Origin of the sequence: Mesorhizobium sp. M1B.F.Ca.ET.045.04.1.1 (assembly GCF_003952465.1) — a bacterium.
In the GTDB taxonomy this organism is placed as follows: domain Bacteria; phylum Pseudomonadota; class Alphaproteobacteria; order Rhizobiales; family Rhizobiaceae; genus Mesorhizobium; species Mesorhizobium shonense.
Genome location: NZ_CP034448.1, coordinates 4,443,406 through 4,460,674, shown reverse-complemented (window position 1 = coordinate 4,460,674; position 17,269 = coordinate 4,443,406). Strand labels below are relative to the sequence as shown.

At 58.6% G+C, this 17,269-nt stretch carries 11 protein-coding genes; 6 read left to right on the top strand and 5 right to left on the bottom strand.

What is annotated here, in order from left to right; all coding sequences use genetic code 11:
* Positions 1–424: 424 nt before the first annotated feature.
* The 3 genes from rhuM (at position 425) to EJ071_RS38640 (ending at position 2,263) form a co-directional block, all read left to right on the top strand.
* Entirely contained in the window at positions 425–1,468 is a 1,044-nt protein-coding gene (rhuM, locus tag EJ071_RS21885) for a RhuM family protein (protein ID WP_126099739.1), read from the top strand.
* A gap of 273 nt (positions 1,469–1,741) precedes the next feature.
* Complete coding sequence (locus EJ071_RS21880) at positions 1,742–2,065, top strand: hypothetical protein (RefSeq protein WP_126099738.1); 324 nt, start codon at positions 1,742–1,744, stop codon at positions 2,063–2,065.
* Between the two features lie 42 nt (positions 2,066–2,107).
* On the top strand, positions 2,108–2,263 hold the full coding sequence (locus EJ071_RS38640) for a hypothetical protein (protein ID WP_189521157.1): 156 nt from the start codon (positions 2,108–2,110) through the stop codon (positions 2,261–2,263).
* A 68-nt stretch (positions 2,264–2,331) separates the two neighbouring features.
* Here the strand turns inward: EJ071_RS38640 and traA are convergent, their stop codons facing one another.
* Entirely contained in the window at positions 2,332–5,379 is a 3,048-nt protein-coding gene (traA, locus tag EJ071_RS21875) for a Ti-type conjugative transfer relaxase TraA (protein ID WP_126099737.1), read from the bottom strand.
* 173 nt (positions 5,380–5,552) lie between these two features.
* On the opposite strand from traA, the gene EJ071_RS21870 reads away from it, so the two are divergent.
* Positions 5,553–5,879: a conjugal transfer protein TraD gene (locus EJ071_RS21870; protein WP_126099736.1), complete on the top strand. Its 327-nt coding sequence runs from the start codon at positions 5,553–5,555 to the stop codon at positions 5,877–5,879.
* Positions 5,866–6,189: a conjugal transfer protein TraD gene (locus EJ071_RS21865; protein ID WP_245459938.1), complete on the top strand. Its 324-nt coding sequence runs from the start codon at positions 5,866–5,868 to the stop codon at positions 6,187–6,189. The genes EJ071_RS21870 and EJ071_RS21865 overlap by 14 nt, the downstream gene beginning before the upstream one ends.
* A gap of 193 nt (positions 6,190–6,382) precedes the next feature.
* Here the strand turns inward: EJ071_RS21865 and avs3b are convergent, their stop codons facing one another.
* Together avs3b and avs3a are read right to left on the bottom strand one after the other, a co-directional pair.
* Positions 6,383–7,174 (bottom strand): AVAST type 3 anti-phage proein Avs3b, encoded by a 792-nt coding sequence (avs3b, locus tag EJ071_RS21860; protein ID WP_126099735.1) that lies wholly within the window; start codon positions 7,172–7,174, stop codon positions 6,383–6,385.
* Positions 7,158–13,463: an AVAST type 3 anti-phage nuclease/ATPase Avs3a gene (gene avs3a, locus EJ071_RS21855; protein ID WP_126099734.1), complete on the bottom strand. Its 6,306-nt coding sequence runs from the start codon at positions 13,461–13,463 to the stop codon at positions 7,158–7,160. Before avs3a ends, avs3b begins: the two co-directional genes overlap by 17 nt.
* 182 nt (positions 13,464–13,645) lie before the next feature.
* Between avs3a and EJ071_RS21845 the strand changes: the two genes are divergently transcribed.
* Positions 13,646–14,818, top strand: coding sequence for a hypothetical protein (locus EJ071_RS21845; protein ID WP_245459937.1), 1,173 nt, complete (start codon positions 13,646–13,648; stop codon positions 14,816–14,818).
* A 15-nt stretch (positions 14,819–14,833) separates the two neighbouring features.
* Here the strand turns inward: EJ071_RS21845 and EJ071_RS21840 are convergent, their stop codons facing one another.
* Together EJ071_RS21840 and EJ071_RS21835 are read right to left on the bottom strand one after the other, a co-directional pair.
* Positions 14,834–15,523 carry a hypothetical protein gene (locus tag EJ071_RS21840; RefSeq protein ID WP_126099731.1) on the bottom strand — a complete coding sequence of 230 codons (690 nt, stop codon included), beginning with the start codon at positions 15,521–15,523 and terminating at the stop codon, positions 14,834–14,836.
* An 839-nt stretch (positions 15,524–16,362) separates the two neighbouring features.
* The gene (locus EJ071_RS21835) at positions 16,363–17,109 is read right to left on the bottom strand and encodes a hypothetical protein (protein WP_126099730.1); all 747 of its coding nucleotides are present in this window, start codon (positions 17,107–17,109) and stop codon (positions 16,363–16,365) included.
* Positions 17,110–17,269 lie beyond the last annotated feature (160 nt).

Sequence of the window (17,269 nt, the reverse complement as noted above, 5' to 3'; positions counted from 1 at the left end):
GATATGAGCCCAGCAAAAATCAGGAGTTGCGCGCTTCTATGCTGGGTACGTCGGGGCAACGGGGGCTGCTCAAGTCATCGGCGACAACCTCAATCGGCAAGGTGTGGCCCTCAAGGTGATGGGTCGCAAAGCATGAGCGGAAACGTTCGCATACAAACAACTTCTGTATGTTTGTTGTGCTAGCGCTGGGAAAATCGAAAAAATTGCGTCCAGAACTTGGAAAAAGCCCTGCTCGCTAATATATCCTGATAGTTTCCGAGAATCGTCGGGAAATTGGGCGGCCCGGTCGGTGTGCAACCACCGCCGGGCCTGAAACACCACCGAAGCGGTGGAGAAGTGATCACTTGGCGCACAAATGGGATTCCTCCCCTCCCTTGTCAAGCACTTTCTGCACCGCACAACGACATCGTGAAAGGATCATGTCGTGAGCGAAGATGTTCAGAACCGGGGCAAGCGGACGCTTGTCCAAAAGCTAAAGCAAGGTGCGGCCGCGGCCGTAAGCATCGTAAAGGGCGTCGTTCCATTCGACGTCTTCGCAAAGTTCAAGTCGGGCGGGCGCGAGATCGATTTTCCCATCGATTTCGAAGCAGACACTGTCTGGGCCACTTATGACCAGATGGCCACGTTGTTCGGCACCCAAACGCCGGCCATCATAAAGCATGTGACCAACATCTACGCCGATGGCGAGGTGGCGAAGGAAGGAACTACTTCCAAAATGGAAGTGGTTCGCCGGGAAGGCGACCGTGATGTGCGCCGGACCCTCGAGCATTTCAATCTCGATGTCATTTTGGCGGTGGGCTACCGCGTCAGCGGTCAGAGAGCCACGGAATTCCGAAAATGGGCCGCCAAGATACTGAAGGGCTACATTGAGGACGGATATGCTCTAAACGGCAAGCGCCTCAATAGCGATCCGGCGGCGCTACTCCGGTTGGCACAGGAAGTCCGCGCCATCCGTACCTCTGAGAAGAACCTATACACCCAGGTTCGCGAAACCTTCGCCGAGTGCTCGATCGACTACGACAAAGATGATCCCGCCGCGCGAACCTTCTTTGCAACCAGCCAAGACACGTTTCATTTCGCGGCTTCGGAGCAGACCGCGGTGCAAATCATCATGTCGCGAGCTGATGCCTCAAAACCCAACATGGGACTGACCGCGCTCGGCAACCGCCTACCAACGGCGGCGGACATCACTGTTGCCAAGAACTACTGCTCGCCGGACGAGCTCCGGAAGATGGAGCTGATCGGCGAAGCCTGGCTGCTGTACGCCGAGGGCATGGCGATGCAGGGCAAGCAGGTTTCGATGCAACGGCTGCTCACCAAACTGAAGGATCTCGTTGCTCAGTATGAGTTCCCGGTTTTCAACGGGTATTCCTCGGGTCCGAAACGTGAGGACGCGAACCGTCACGCCAAGGCACAGTACGAGCTTTTTAAGCGAGGCGGCAAATCGCTTCCTCGTTCCGCTGCATAAATGTGAGAACCCGGCATCTGATAAGGTGCCGGGCTTCCTCCACCGAAGCGGCCAAGGATTGCAACCGACATGCATGGACCTTCTGCAGGCAAGGGAAAGTGGGCAAGCGCGGGCGTTCCTCATCGGGGGTGGCGCTGCGTAAACGTTGAAGATTTGGGCGAGCCGCAAATGACTTGCGAGATGTGCGAATCCGCCGAGATTAGGTATGTCCACTATATGCAGAACGACCGGTATCCTGGCACCTTGGCGTGCGGGGCAATCTGTGCTGGTCACATGGAATCGGATCTGCTGCGGGCAGAAGCCAGAGATAAGAAGATGCGAAGTGGCGCTTCACGGCGAAAGCGCTTCCCGAGTAGAGCCGGCTGGAGGATGAACGAAAAGGGCAACCATCTCCTGAAAGCCAACGGATACCGCATCACTGTATTCAGGAGGGGCTTGTTGTGGGGTGCAGTTGTCTCACGACCAACTCTCGATCACGGCTTTTTCACCAGAGAGAAATTTGCGACTGTTGAGGCCGCGAAGATGGCCGCATTCGATACGATGAACTTTATTGAGGAAAACGTGCCCAAACCCAACCCCTATCGTTTGCTCGAATAGCATCACAACAAGGCTTGGGAGGGTCCATCGGGACCTGGATCGATGCCTGCTCCGGTCATCGACGCGCTCGAAGCGCTGCGCCGATCGAGGCGGCTGACGACGCTCAAGGAAGCGATTGAGGGGTTGACGACCGAGCTGCTAACGGGCTCGTCGGTCTTTCAATTCCTTTTCGTGATCATGCGCCGGCATCTTAATTGAACTAGGACGTAGACCCATTACATATCCCTTCGTCGACGACACGCTCGACATGCCATTTCGTAATAAGTTTAGATGCCCATGCCACGCCCAATGCCAATACCGTGGCTGAACGCGAGTTCCGCGCCCAGGCGCCGGCCGGACTCCAGTTCGACGCCAAGCGCCTTTTTATAGTTGGCAAGCAGGGATTCAAGCTGTGGATCGCGTTCGAGGCTCTTGGCCATGTCGGACATGGCCGAGCGCGTTGACTTGTAGCCGGACATGTCGCCGGCCTGATATTGCTCCTGGCTTGTCCGGTGGAGCTTCTGCCAGCGCTGTACAAAACGGTCGGCGCGGCCGATCGGATCAGCTTCTAGTCCGGTGCGGATTTCGGTTTCAAGCCGGAGAGCGCGCACGATGCGGTTGACGCGACCGGTCCCCGCTTCATGAACCAGCTCGGGATTCTTGACGTAGGCCGCTTCTGCATCGCGCCAACCATGAGGCCGCACCTTCTCGAAAGCGTTGCGCGCATCTCTCAATTCGCGCATCTGCTCAGGAAACCCCTGCCCGTCCGCATTTCCACTGCTGATAATAGCGTCGAGAGCACGCGCGTGGCGCACAAGCGCCTTCGTGCGAGCGCTGCGCAGCGCCGCTTCCGGGTCCAGCGGCGCATCTGTTTCGCGCTGCGCTCCCATGGACGAGGCTTCTCTTCCAGACACAGCGCCCGCATCGCCGTTTTGCGCTCGACCATCGTCCCTTCCCGGCTGATGCCCACGATCCTGACCGGGCTCGGCGTCGGCGGGCAAGCGCAACCCGTCGAGCAGCCCGTCGATCCTGTCACGAAGCTTCTCCGGAACCAACCGGCGCACGATCTCGACCACACGCTGTCGAAACGTGATCCCGCGCCGCTCGGCATAGTGTTGCGCCGGATCGATCTGATCGTAATCCGACGCCATGTCCTTGGTGCGGTCGCGTGACAGCGTCCGGACGAGCCGGTCTCGTGCGGCAAAGTCATCGCCGCCGTAATACAGGTCCATGCCGTCACGATGCCGCGACAGGGCGACGTAGCTGCTGTGCGCATCCATGCCTGGCGTCGCCAGCACATGGGTGCGGTCGACCGTCATGCCCTGGGCCTTGTGGATGGTCGCGGCATAGCCGTGGTCGATGTGGACATAGTCTTTCAGGTCAAAGCGCACAGACCTGCCGTCGTCGATGCGTACGGTCATGCTCTGCGCGCTGACCTCTTCGATCACGCCGAGCGTGCCGTTCTTGACGCCGAGCGAGCGCTCGTTGCGCAGGAACATGATGCGGTCGCCGCTTGCGAAGTTTCTCGCACCGCGTTCCACATGGACCTGAACATCGTCGCCGAGATCGCCGGCAGCGACCATGCGCTCGCGCGCTGTCTTGTTCAGCGCGCGCACTTCGTCGTTTGTGTGGGTGAGAATGATCCGGCTTGCCTTTGGCTCAGCCTGCCTGTCGCGATCCCAGCGCTCGACGAGTTCAACTCGCGCCTCGTCGCGCGACGCAGCCTGATGCACCATGCCTTGCGCCTCGTACGCGCCGATCGCGGCACCGATCCTGCCGGTTGCCAGATCGCGCGTCGCGTCGCGTTGCCAGTCCTCGCGCTGCCGGCGCACCTCGCCGATCTCGACGCCGCCGTGGCGTTCGTGGATGGAACGGAATGCGGCACCTGCCTCGATCGCCTGCAACTGCTGCGGATCGCCAATAAGAACGACCTTTGCGCCAACGCCCGCCGCATGGGAGAGCACGCGCTCCAACTGGCGCGTGCCGACCATGCCGGCTTCGTCGATCACCAGGGCATCGCGCGCGGTGAGCAGGTCACGGCCCTGTCCCCAGCCGTGTTCCATGCTGGCGATAGTGCGCGATGAGATGCCTGATCCGCTTTCGAGATTCTCGGCCGCAATGCCGGAAAGTGCGGCGCCTCGAACCTCGTAGCCTGCTGCTGCCCAAGCCTGGCGCGCAACGCCGAGCATGGCGCTCTTCCCGGTACCGGCAAACCCGACAATGACGCCAAGGCCGCGTCCATCTGTGATGTGATCCAATGCATCGGTCTGCTCGCCTGACAAAACAAGCCCGCGCTGCCTGCCATGCGCCAATGCTGCCTCGCGGTGAGTGTCAGTCACCGCATGACGCTCCTGCCCGGCTATGCGTTCCGCCGCGCGATGCAGGCGCTGTTCGGTCTCGATCATCTGCCGCGTGGAGAAGCGATCTTCGCCGCGTCCATCCTTGCCGAGTTCGACGAGATCGGGCGCGTTACTAATGGCTCCCATGACATCGTTGAACTGGTCAATTCCATCGCTGTGCCGATGCGCAAATTTTGCGATGTCGCGGCGCGTGAACGTCGATTGCTGATGCGTGATTGCGTCTAGCGCCACGGATGGATCTGCAATGATGCGCACGCCATTGTTGCGCGCGATCTCGCGATGCTGTTCGGTCCGATCTGCTTCAACGCCGGCAGGGTTGAGGTCACTACACTCAATGCGCTGAGCCGTCGCGCCAATCTGGGTCTGCGGCTCCAACGCAATGCCCTGCGCCTCGAGGCTGCGATGATCGATGCGTGCGTCGATATCGAGTTCGGCAAGGCGTTCGTTGGCAAGCTCGGCCCATCGCTCGCGCCAGCGCTCGACCATCTGGGTAACATTCCAATCGCGCACCTTTGCGCCAAAACCATTCTCACCGACTGAGCGCATGGTGAGCATGACATGGGCATGCGGCTTGGGGCTGCCATCCTCTGCCCTGTCCCAGTGCACATTGAGATCGGCGACCATGCCCCGGCTGACAAACTCGACTTGTACAAAGTCGCGCGCCAGTTCGATGCCTTGCGCATGGCTGAGTTCGCGCGGCAAGGCAAACTCCACCTCGCGAGCAAGCTGCGCATCCTTGCGCACCTCGAAAGCCTCGACATCGTTCCAGAGCCGTTCGCGGTCGCTCCACGCACTCGGCGCATTGTCCGGCAGCATCACCTCGGAATGGACGACACCGCCCTTGGCGGAGAAGTCATGAGTGCTTTCGATCCGTTCGTCGCGCAACCGCGACGCCGCACGGTAGGCCGCGGACGCCACAGCACTCGAGCCTGCCTTGCGGCCAATGACCTTGACGTGAAGATGATAGATCGCCATCGCGACAGGATCAGTTGCACGCCAAAGCGCACGTCGGCACGACGTATAAGCGCGCCCTCCCTCGAAAAATTCTCGGGATGGACCAGCCCGTCCCGGGCTGTCTCGGCAACCCTGAAGCCTCCCGGCAGACGCTCCCCTATCATCCTCCGATCGACAACTGATGGAGACAGCACATGCGCAAACCACGTGACTTCGATGCCGAACTGAAGGCGCTGGAAGACAAAGCGCGAGAGCTCAAAACGCGAAAGGTGCAGCAGCTCGGTGAACTGGTGATCGCCACCGGCGCCGATGAGCTCACCGCCGATGAACTGGCCGGCGCGTTGGTCGCGATCGCTGAAACGAAAGATACCGCAAAGCGTGAAGCATGGGCCAGGCGTGGGGGGACGTTTTTCGAGAGCCGGTCGCGGCGAGCTGATCTGGCATCTCAGCGCAAGCTACGCAGCGCTCCAGCGCAACCGGGCAGTGCGCAATCGCCGGCAAGCGGCAATGGCTCGCAATGACATGCGCACCTGGCAGGTCGAGCGACGCCAGCGCACCCGACATCTGATCGAACTCGGTGGCCTCGTCGTCAAGGCAGGCATCGTCGAGCTGATCAATGATGATCGCGCCATTATCTACGGCGCTCTGCTCTGGATGGCCGACAAGCTGCAGAGCGATGAAGGCGAGCATGCGCGAGACCTATGGGCCGCGAAGGGAAAGCAGGCTTTCGATGCGGAACGGCATGAAGAGCACAAGGATTTGCGGCGAGACCGAGTTAGCGGGAGCAACAACAAAAATCGTCAGGGGGACCACCCGATTCGCAGCAAGTGAGGCGTTGCCGAGGGATCGGGGGACGGCGATTTGCTGGTGCTGGGGTGTGAGGCGGAGCCCTGTCCGCCCTGTCTTAGGCAAGACATCGTCAGCCGAAGGGCGACGGCGTGCAGCGGCTTCGGGCGCGTGCGCCTAGAGCCCGGTCCTGCTCAGCGGGATGACCCCACAAATCGTCAAGTAGTCTACGGATGGCTCAAAGTTTCTTCGTTGGCCTCTTGCGGCGAGACCTACGCTCTTCGACGATCAACTGAGCGGGCTTGGCCAAACGGGAAACAGCGGGCGCCTTAAGCGCTTTGAGTCTTTTGAGTTTTGCGTCAGGCTTTCCGTTGAGTTGGCATTCATATTCCTCGATAACCGTTGTTGCTAGTTCGACAAATCCGCGTAGCTTGTGTGTGCGATCCTTCAGCAGCTTCCGCTGCTCTTCGTCGGGATCGCTTGTGTCCGCGAGATCGCCGTCCGCAATAATGATCCGCAAGATCGGCAGTTCAATCTGCTCAAGGCCGGCCTTCTGGGCAAGCGCGACCCATTCCTTTGATTTGTCGATCGCGTTGTCTGCGGCGTTCGCCAGGCATTGCCTAATGAGGATGCGCGCGGAATAGTCGAGACGCTCCGCCAATTGCAGCCATTGTTGCGACACTTTGCTTTCCTTGGGTGCATCCCGGGGCGGCAATGGCGGTTGAAAATAGCGATACGGCCCGGCGTCAGTATGGAGCGACGCCAACGCTCTTAATATTGGTTCGAGTTCCTGAAACGGACGGCTGCCAGTTGGCAGCTCGTGCCTGTGTTGCCAAAACGCGAGGATCGCATCGCGGCATGCTATGACACGCTGCGGGTAGTCTTCCGCTGTCTTTTGCTCGGCATTCTTAATTTGCTCGGCAAGATAGTGGACCATCCAGCGCGAGAGCGTGTCATTGGTGTCGGCGAGCTTCAGTTCGGCGATGAGCTTTTTGCCAAGGGCCAGGATCGCGTCAGCATGTTTCGACACTTCCGTCGGCCCTGAGAAGGAAGAGTTGGACCGTGGGCGAGGTTTGCGTGCTGTCATCGTAGTCTCGGCTTTCATATCGAGAGTAGCTGCGCCGTCGCTCGATTTCCACTTCAACGATCATATCCATGTTGAGCTTGCGCAATAGCTCCCGGATGAATGACCGCGAAGCCTGAATCCGGCTTCCGCGCCTATCGCCAGCGTCCTCGTCATCCTGCTCATCAAACACGCCCCAGGTCTCACTAACGATGGCGGCGGGCTCTTTGTCATCTAACAGCCAGTTCCGGCCTTCGCGGTCGGCGGTCAATTTCATCGCAGAGATAACATCTCCCGATGGGCGCGGTGCCGGGTAGCGAATATCCCCCGCCCAGGGGTCTTTGCCGTCAATGCCCCGGTCTCGCGTGCGATCAACGATCCAGCCCTTCAACTGAAATGCCCCAAAGTCGATCTGGCAGTCATCTTCAGCATTCGGAATCAGGTAGTCATCGGGGTCATCAGCACTTTGCAGCGCGCGAAGCAGTGCTAATGCCCTCTCGGATGAAACAAGGGCGCTTCGGATCGTGCATTCTTCGCGTTGTCTGCCTGACGAAGCATTCCAGTGACCCCAAAGCGTTACCATTCCTGGCAATGGGAAAAACACGCGATCTATGTCTGTGCGGACAACGGATGACGGCCAATCGGCGTCTTTGATGTCATTTTTCCAAGAGAGGGTATCGAGGGGGATGGGGTCTCGGCGGTCGGCGAGCCAATAACCGTCCTTGCGGGATAAGTCGTGGTATGACCGGAACCATTCTGAAAAATCGTCTTCGGTCGAGTCGGGGCTACGATAGGTTGGCATCGTGTCCAGAAGCTGACCGGCCACAACCAGAATAGCATGGGAAGTCATATAAGAGCGGAGATCGTCGACGCTCGGAGATGATCCGTGCGAATGCCGTGTGTCGCTATAGTCGAACATTTTACGCCGGCTTCGCGCGTCCTCTTCCCAATGCAAGCGGCCGGGATAATGCCAATCGGAGGTTATGACCGCCTCCGCCCGCTGCTGAACGTCATTGCCCAAGAGGCCGAAGCACTTCGCCAGCGGCGGGAACCAGTAGGACTCCATGTCGTAATCAAAATAGAAACGGTCGTCGCCGCCCGTCTTTTGCGACGAACGCGCGCTTCCACGCTCATGGGAGTGTTCTTCAATCGCCGGGAACTGCGATACGTTCACGGCCAAGATTTGTGCGCGTAACCCCGGATCCAGCAATCCGGCATCGATCAGTGCGAGCGCCGCCCGCTTCGCCATTTCACGAATGACGACATGCGCCTCTGACGGGGCCACATGTTTGAGGATGAAATCGGCGTGGTTGGCAACAACATCAGGGCAATCCCTGGCAGCGCGCGCGAAAGCAATCAGCAGCCACTGGCGCGCATGCAGGTTATAGAAAAACAAGCCGGCATCGGCAAAGACGCCACCTGAATTGCCGTCGACAAACGCCACCAGGGCAGAAACGATCCTGCGATGCTGAAGCACGCAGAGACCGTGAACCACATGTGCGGCCTCCCAGCGCCTTGACGTGCGGGGCGAAGCGAGTGAGCCAAAGACATATCCTGCAACGGCGCCATCGATGTCACCTACCGGCGCAAGAGCCGCAGTCCATGGCCCATCGCCGTCGGTCTCTTTAAGGACCGCATCGAAAAGTTTCAGGCCAAAGCCAAGCGCGTCCAATGCCTCAGTGCGGCTTAGCTTGCCAGCAAGCAGCCCCACAAGCGTAAACAACCGGCCAACATCGATGATCTCCGTGACTTCACCGATGCCTGCCAGAACGACGTCAAGCACATCGCCTTCAGGAACACCGGCCAGTTGGCAGGCGGTCTTGAACGGCAACACTTCGTAATACCAGCCACGGGTTACATCCATGCAGTACCGGCGGCAGAAAGTGCGCAAGGTCGTTGCAATCGCTGCCTGCGCAGAAAGCCTCGTTTTCCATGCAACGGGGATGTTCTCGAGGAAGCTTCGCAGATGGTAAAGTTCAAATTCAGGCACTTCGGCCAATGCGGCTACAAACTCGGCTTCCTTCCCGGCGGGAATGCGCGCGATGGCCTGCTGGAAAAATTGATCCTGATAAAATGGCGGCTCGGAATTGCGGAACCGCTGCTGAGCTTGCGCTAGTTCATTAGCTACAGCAGGGTCGACGCCTCGGAAAATAGCGCGCCAATCCTTTTTGGCATCTTCCTTCCAGCGCTTCGACGGACGACCTTTTCCAGTCCCCTCTTCGTCGTCGCCCTTCTTTTCGTTGCGCTCTTGATGGTCTAGGCGCTGTTGGATGTCAGGCGCCACAATTCCGTGTTTGGCGAAGAGGTCTTTTAGCTTGCGCCACGACGAGACCGTGTGTCCCTGCATAATTATGTAGTGGTAGCCCAAGTCCGCAACACGCTGCTTCTCGGCCTTCGTCCCACAGGCATCAAGCGCGGAAGCGAGTACATCCGCCTCATCCCATTCCGCTCGGAACCCAATCAGGGGGAGGGCCTTGCGGGCGTCTAGCACTTTTCGTTCAATAAGGAACTCTACCGCTATCCGCAAAACCCTGCCGGCCCGGCCAAAGGCGCGGTCGCGCCACCGGCTCAATATCGCGAAGGATGATACAGGACAAAGAGCTGCGATGGCTTCAACTGTCCGATGCCAGTCGAAATGCTTGTCTCGCGCAACATAATCATAGGTCACTTCGGCGCAGCGAGCGAGGGTGTATGCCATTTCAGCAGAAGGCTGGGTCGGATTGGCGGCGGCCTCGGCTAAATCCAACAGCGCTGCCCAGCGGTCCGTATTTTCGTCGCCAACCTTGCTCGCTACTTCAACAGCTTGATTGAAATAAGCCTTGGCTTCCGACCTGCTCGCGGCGAGCACCGACCTTGCCAAGCTCACATACATTTCGGCTTTTGTATCAGCGCCGTCGCGTTCATCCTTTGTCAGGTTAAACGCTTGGCTTGCATAGTGAAGCGCCTGACCGGCCAGCCCCCCAACCCGTGCCATCGAGCGGGCAAGCCGCGCGAGCGTCGGCGTGTAAAGTGGTCGCTTTAACGCTGCAACCCAGTCCGTGAAATTCTGGATAGCGGTGCTGTTCGTGGCCTTGGCGCTCACGAGGATCGCCAACCACAATTCTGCAACCTGGTCCGCGGTGCGCCATTCTTCGCGGTAATTAATCCGTGCGGCTGAAGCGGACTCTTTGAGTGTCCGCGCAATCGCGCTCGCCAACCCTGCCTTACCTGTGTTCCTTACCAGGCGTTCCGCCCAAAGAGTGTGCCAGGGCAATAAGGCTCCGACGTCTTCTTTGAACTCCTGGGCTTCTTGCGAGTAGGAATGGTTGTTCTCCTTATCAATCTCCGCACGAAGCTCGGCATGCGCAAGATCAAGTAAGTCCAGTGTCTTCCCGAGCAGTGCTGCACGTAAGGCATAAGCTCGAAGCAGTGGCGACCGTGCGTCGTTGAAACGGGTCCCCAATCCGCGCGGAGGCTCCTTGGGCAGGTAGCGCGACAAAAGCTTTGCGAGCGCGGCCTTTGTGCCGATCGATAGCTGATGGCAGGCTTCGACCAACGCCGTGACGGCCATCAAAGGGCGTTCATGGCCGTTCCAATTCTCACCCGTGCTAACCATGAATGACGGTTTGCACAGTTGCTTGAGGCACCTTGCCAGCGCCTCCTTCGGCGGCGTCCGGCAAACCTCACGCAACTCCACGACGATAGCGAGCACGAGATAGACGTTATCACCTGCCGCAAGTGCAAGCTCGTCAAGGTCCTCGTAACGGCTGTGATCGACGAAGCGATGCGCAAGGTAGCGCCCAACGCTGAAAGGAACGAAGGGCGGTGTCCATCCCTCAAGGCTATTTACGCAAGCGCGCGCACCATGGATGTTAAAGTGTGCGATAGCCATTTCACCGATGTCATTGTCGGCCATCGTCTCGCGCGCGCGGTCCTTGTCGGGAAGCCGTGACCAGTTGCGCACCCATTCCACCGCCATTCGCAATCGGCTCCGCGCATCGCCTTGCAATTCGGCGTGGCCAGACATGAGCGCGGCTTCATAGGCATTGTGTGAGCCGACCCACCGCGAGCCAAAGATTTTACGCGAAACAAGTTCCTGAATGCGGTCCCCCTCCATAAGGGCCGAAACCAAATCCGTGTTTCCCTGCAGCACCGCCCGCTGGCGCTCATCACCTGCCGTCTCGCCGCCGGTCTTCAATGCGAGTTTAGCTGCGTCCAGATAGCGCTTGGCCCGGAGGCTCGCCTTCAGGGCAAATTGCAGGCGCTGAAGCTCGACGTCACGCCGGTCGAGCGGGTTGAGTTCCGGTAGCCCCTCCGATGACAATGCGAGCGCTACCAACTCGTCAAACTGCCCCGCCTCCAGCATAAGTTGCGGCAGCGCCGCTGCGACATAGGCGCTGCCGGACGATAGCGGCTTGATGCTGGCGATGAATGCGGTGAGATCGGCCGCTGTCGGTTTGAACCGTTCCCGGAACCAGCTTTCGGAAGGCTCGTCAAAAAACTGGATGGTTTCGCCCGTGACGATAAGCGGGCGCCGAAGGTCATATGCAAAACTCTTGATGGCCGACGCCGAAACCCCTGACATCGAAGACAGGACCGAAATCGGCACAAGCGGCCGCAATGCAGCAAGGGCTACACAGATGCGGTCGATCTGGGCTTTCTCTACGGAGCCGCCCTCATCGCGCAACTTGGCAATCGCGGCGGACAGCAGATTGCCAATTGCTTTTTCGACGGTGGTCGGGTTTGGGCCAAGCTCTCGGAGGATTTCTGGGAGCGTCCCGCCGGCTGAAAGGGCGAGCGCCTGGACACGCGGATTCTTGGAACTTAGGCGGTGAAATTCATCGATATCCTGTTCACTAGCGTAGGGGAATACCTGACGCAGATGGGCGGCGGTCTCGTCCCGGCTGAAGGATTCTAGTTCAAGGGATAGCGTGTTCGGCGGCGGGTCCAATTTCTCCTGGCGGTGAGACCTACAAAGGGCGACGATCCGGACCCCATCCGGTATCTGCTCCCTTAGCAAATCGCGGATGAAAGCACGCGCCTCGCCAATCTCTTCCGCCGCCATCTGTGCGTTGTCGGCGGCATCGATGATGATGCAAAGCACTGCATCGGGATTTTCCGCGCGAAGAAAGCCGGCGGCCTGCTCAAGGCGAAAGAGAAACTTCTTGAGGTAATCAACGGCCCCTGCCCGTGAAGTCGGGATCAAGAGGTGACACAGCGTCTTTCCGGCGAGTTCGTTGGCGATTTGAACGAGAGCGTCTTTGTGACGGTGGCGATAGCCGGTGGCGCTGCGGTATTGGCCGTTTCCGAAGCAATCGTAGAGGATGCTCGCAGAACCTAGTGGAAGCCCGAGATGAATGCGGCTGGCAAAGATCGACTTGCCAATACCTCCTTCGGCATGCACCACGACGGGCCGGTTTGCAGCACCGACAATCGCGTTGACGAGATCGCGCTCCTGTTCGCGCGGAACGGCGTTGCTTAACTGCTCGATGCGGCACGGCGCGGGATAAAGCCGTCCTTCGTCGGCCTTTAACGCCCGAAGCACATCCATGCGTTCAATGCTGGGATTGGATGCGGCCTGAGAGAGAGCCTTGCAGTTCACGAGCTCCTTAAGTTGGACTGGCGCATCGACATCCGCATCCGGCAAGTACTGGCTGACATCTTGGAAAAGAATATTCCTTTGATCCCATAACGCATCGTGCCTGCCCTCCAGCTTCAGCAATTTGCAAAAATCCGCGAGTTTAGTTCCCTTAAGACCAGTATATGTTTCTAGCTTCTTCAAGTCGGCCGGCTTGACAACAAGTCCTTTCGCCGCATTCTCGACTGCTGTAATCACCGCCGGGCTGATTGGCCGGTTCGATACGAAAACAAACTCGAGGGTGGGATAGCTACCATTCTTCGAAGAGCCAGCGAGAGTGGCTTTGTACCGTTTGGCAAAGCCGGCGATCGTGTTTTCAAGCCCGCTTGCTGGCCAGGGCTTGTTCGGCGCCTCGGTCGAATGTTTGAGCTGGATGTACCGGACAAGGGTTGCTTTCGCAAAATCACGGTCCCCAAAGTACTCGGCGAGATCGATCACTTCCTCTCCCGCTCTGATCGGTCCCTTTGCGGTCTTATCTGATGGGGATGCGCCCTCGACAGTTACCGATTTGAGGTCGGATTCAGGCGGCAGAAGATTGAGGCAGCGGCGAGCGGCCCACAGGTAGTGAAATTGGTCGCCGTCACGGCTCGGTCTGACCAAATTGGTCGTCGCGGCTTTCTTTTTCTCAGGCTTGCGCAAGGGACTATCAACTCGCCATGATGGGACTATTGGAATTTTGTGCGATTCCGATTCGCAATCATAGTCCGGACCAATACTTCCTGACGAAAACTTTCAACTAACCGCTTCAATTGGCTATAAATTACTCCTTCCAAGCGTGTTGGCCGGCTTGGGACGGCGGTAGCCTTTAGTGGGAACCCATATTGGAAACACTTGGTCGTAAGTTTCTTCTCCCGAAATTCGTTGCCTTGGATTCGTCCCATCTCGGCGCTATCGCCGGGGACAAGGCGAGCAAGGACAGCGCGCGCGTAAGGCGGGCCGAAGCCTTCGATCAGGCTTTCATGGAAACCGGTAGTGTTTTGCTGCTCTCCTGGCATCATTTTCAGGAGCTGTTTTCGCACCGAAGCGAGGAAGTGGCCGCGCAACGCGTCGCGTACCTTCAGTCGCTGCCCTTGGTCGCCTCTATCGCCTCGTTCCAGAAGGAAGACATTGTCGGCTCGGTCGGCAGCCTGCAATGCTTCGAAATTGCTGCCGCATTCCAATACCCTGCTGCGAGCGCTGCAGTGGTGCGCGAAGAAGCGGGGAAAAACATGTTTCGCCTCACCAGCGGCGCTGAGCTTGTCCGGCCGTTTCTCGAAAGCTGGACGGTTCTTCGCAATGGTTTTGTTCACAGCGAACAACGCACCCGCGAGGTCGTTGCAATTTCCAAATCCGACTTCGCCGGCAATGCCGATGCCAAGATCATGGACCTTCTGAAGGATCGGATTCGCGCGCCCGATGACATGTTGCAGCAGTTTCAGCGCCTCCATGGCCGCCTTGCAGAAGATATCCGGCAGCGCGGCGATAAACGCATTCCCGACGCGGACGATACATCGCGCGCCTTCATTGAAGACGTCATACGCATCGGCGCGGAAATCGTCCGCCCCGACAACCCGGGGCTTCGGATTCTGCAAGCTTGGGGATTTGATCTGTCAGATATCGGCCCTGACACAACCCTCGCCGACCTTGGCGATATGGCAGTTTTCCGCAGGAAGCTGGAAGTGCTGAACGTGCGGCTGAATCTACCCTGGCCGGAGCTCATTGCGCGGGTCAAGGAGGACCGATTGCCCTCGGACATCATCTACAATGCCATTCGACGCTTTCACCCAGACACGCACGAATGGGACGGCAGTGAACTGACAGACCGTTATCTAGCCTGCCTCGCCGCTTATTGCGATGTGATCTACGTCGACAAACGAACCTATGAAGCCTTCAGGCTTGCCCGGCAGAAATCGGAAACATTTGCCGCCCTCGCTCGACATGTGGAAAAGGCCGGAAGCTATGACGCGATACCCGGCCAGCTCGCGGCGCGATTTGCGCAAGCGGCGAGCACCTAACTTTCAAGCCCGTCATCAATACGGCACGTCGAGCACGGCGCCCGGCTCCCGGTCAGCCAATCCCCAAAACCGCGTTAGAGCGCGCACGTAACGCGTGAGGCCGCTGTCGGAGAGCTGAATGCCTTCGCTGAGAATGGCATGCTCTTCCGACTTTGCAGCGACGGTGCTGTCCGCATAATGCCAAAGGTGAGGAGCACGGTCACGCAACTTGGTCAGAGAGCCTCCGTCGCCATGCCGCGCGGCGTTTCCTAACAGATGCAATTCCTCGATTGTCGCCTTCACCTGCCCTGTTTCGAGATCGAGGCCATAACGCAAACCCACTCCTCGGACAAGTTTATTGATTTCCACAGTGGCAATACCTGGACGCCGATCGTCCGGGACATGCACCCTTGCCCAAATCCGCAGTTGGCGCTCAAAGAGGCCGTCAAGTGTGAGCGCGAAGCAGCGTCGCGCTTCGAAAGCGAGCATATTCGACGTGTGCGTTTGGGCGTGTTCAAGAAACTCCGCCATGGATGCCGCAGACCCGCTGGTCTTTACGCCGCTATGGATTGGCAGATTGTCCAGTGCAGGCAGCACGACGCTCGTGTAGAAACGATGGATGTCGGCCTGAAAAATTCGAGGCAATAAATCTTGGGGCATAGGTAACCGCTTGAATCGAAAATCGCTGTTGCATCGACCGTAGCGAAGATCCAGGCAGACGGCCACACGAGAGCCACGGCGCCAACCGACTTAGCCAACGGCCGCCATGGCATTAGCAAGCAGTTGGAACACCATCCGCCCTCACCAGCTTCCTCGATGGTGGCCGTATCTGCCTGACCATCAGCCGCAAAGCCTCTTTGCCGGCTCCGACCCATGCGGCGGCGAACGCGCCGCCGCATGTTTACGCTCATCGCAACCACAGACGATGCATGTCTACGGCCCCCCGCGGATGGTTACCGAGAAGGGCGCCAAATCGAGCGAGCCTGCATCACCCAGCTAATGCAGGCCCGACCGGAGACCTAGTGCTTAGGACCAGAGCCCGAACGGGTTCTTCGCCCGAACGGGGAGCGACGACATGGAAGCTTGCCCCGACCCGATCGGCGGCACCGTGGCAGCATGGGTGCCAATGCCGAGATGTAAGGTCGTAAGTCTTCGCATCAATTCCTACTCGTCCACCCGAAGCGTGCCTTTATGCGGCCTCAATTCACACGCCGCACGCTTCTTTGCTCCGATCCGGCGGCCACTTCAAAATTGCTTGCAAAGCAGCCACCTAACTCCGGGGAATCAAATCACCAGCTAGGTATGCTGGTGGAAGGCCAAGACCCACTCCCCGGTTTCAGGGTCTTGAACCATCTCTCGCTTACACTGCTTCTTGTAGCGCGGGTCTGGGTTATTGTGTGGGAGCATATCGGAGCGTTCGACCTGATGGACATATTTGAGGTAGGTCTCAATCTTCGAACTTCCGCGTACCTCACCATAGCGTCCGCCCATGCGTTAAAATCCCGATTTCGATCCCAACATAAATGGGGACGAACTGCGTGAGGCACAAGGATTTGCGGACCGGCCTAACGCGGCGACTTCAGCACCCCCGACGCGAGGCAAGGTACGCCAAAATGCTTCATCTGCCGTTTGATGTCCGCCGTTTCAGCGGGGCTTGCGTGAGGCGTTATCATCACTTGATTGATGAACGTCTTCGCCTCGATGTCGATATAGACACCCTCTCTCAGAGCCTGCTTGTCCAGCCAAAGGAGTCTCACCTCGTCTTCGAACCTGAAGGCGCGCCGCTTTTGCAACAGCATGGTCGCGGCCATCCGGGTAACTTCTTTCTTCGATCCTTCCGCGACCGACTGAGCCAGACGAACAAGCGTTTTCTCGCCACGATACTGGACGCGGCCTAGAAAAGCGGAACCGGCGCTGTTCTCGATGAGGCTTTTTGCCGCGTTCACCATCGCGTCCGCCCGACAGCGGATTCGGACAATAGGAGTTTCCTTGTCGGGACCAAAGCCTGCCATCCGCCAACGCGGCTCGTCATGTGCACCTGTGGTCCAACACGAACCGTACGGTTGAAATCCCGACAAGGGACCGGGGCGATTGAAAAGTTGATCGCACCACCACCGCTCATAGGGGTCCTGCCAACATCGAACGGGCGAGAGCCGCAGTTTGTTAGTTTCGAAAATCAGCTTGGCATAACGCCATTCCAGCATGTGATAGAGGAATGGTTTTGTGAACGCGGGGTCCCTCATCACTTTCCGGCCGTCAGCGCCGCGCTCAACGAGTGACCAAGAGATGGGATGCTTCTGGTCGATGATCATGAGAGATTCCCAAGAGCCCGCTCGGCACTCTAGTCGGCTATGAACTCCCTGTCATTTGGTGTCACGGGTCTGAACTCAGGCCATTCAGGCCTGGCGGCGCGCGAGGCAGACGGTGCGGCCTTGCTTCATCCCGGCCGATCGCTTAGAATAAATTTATGAT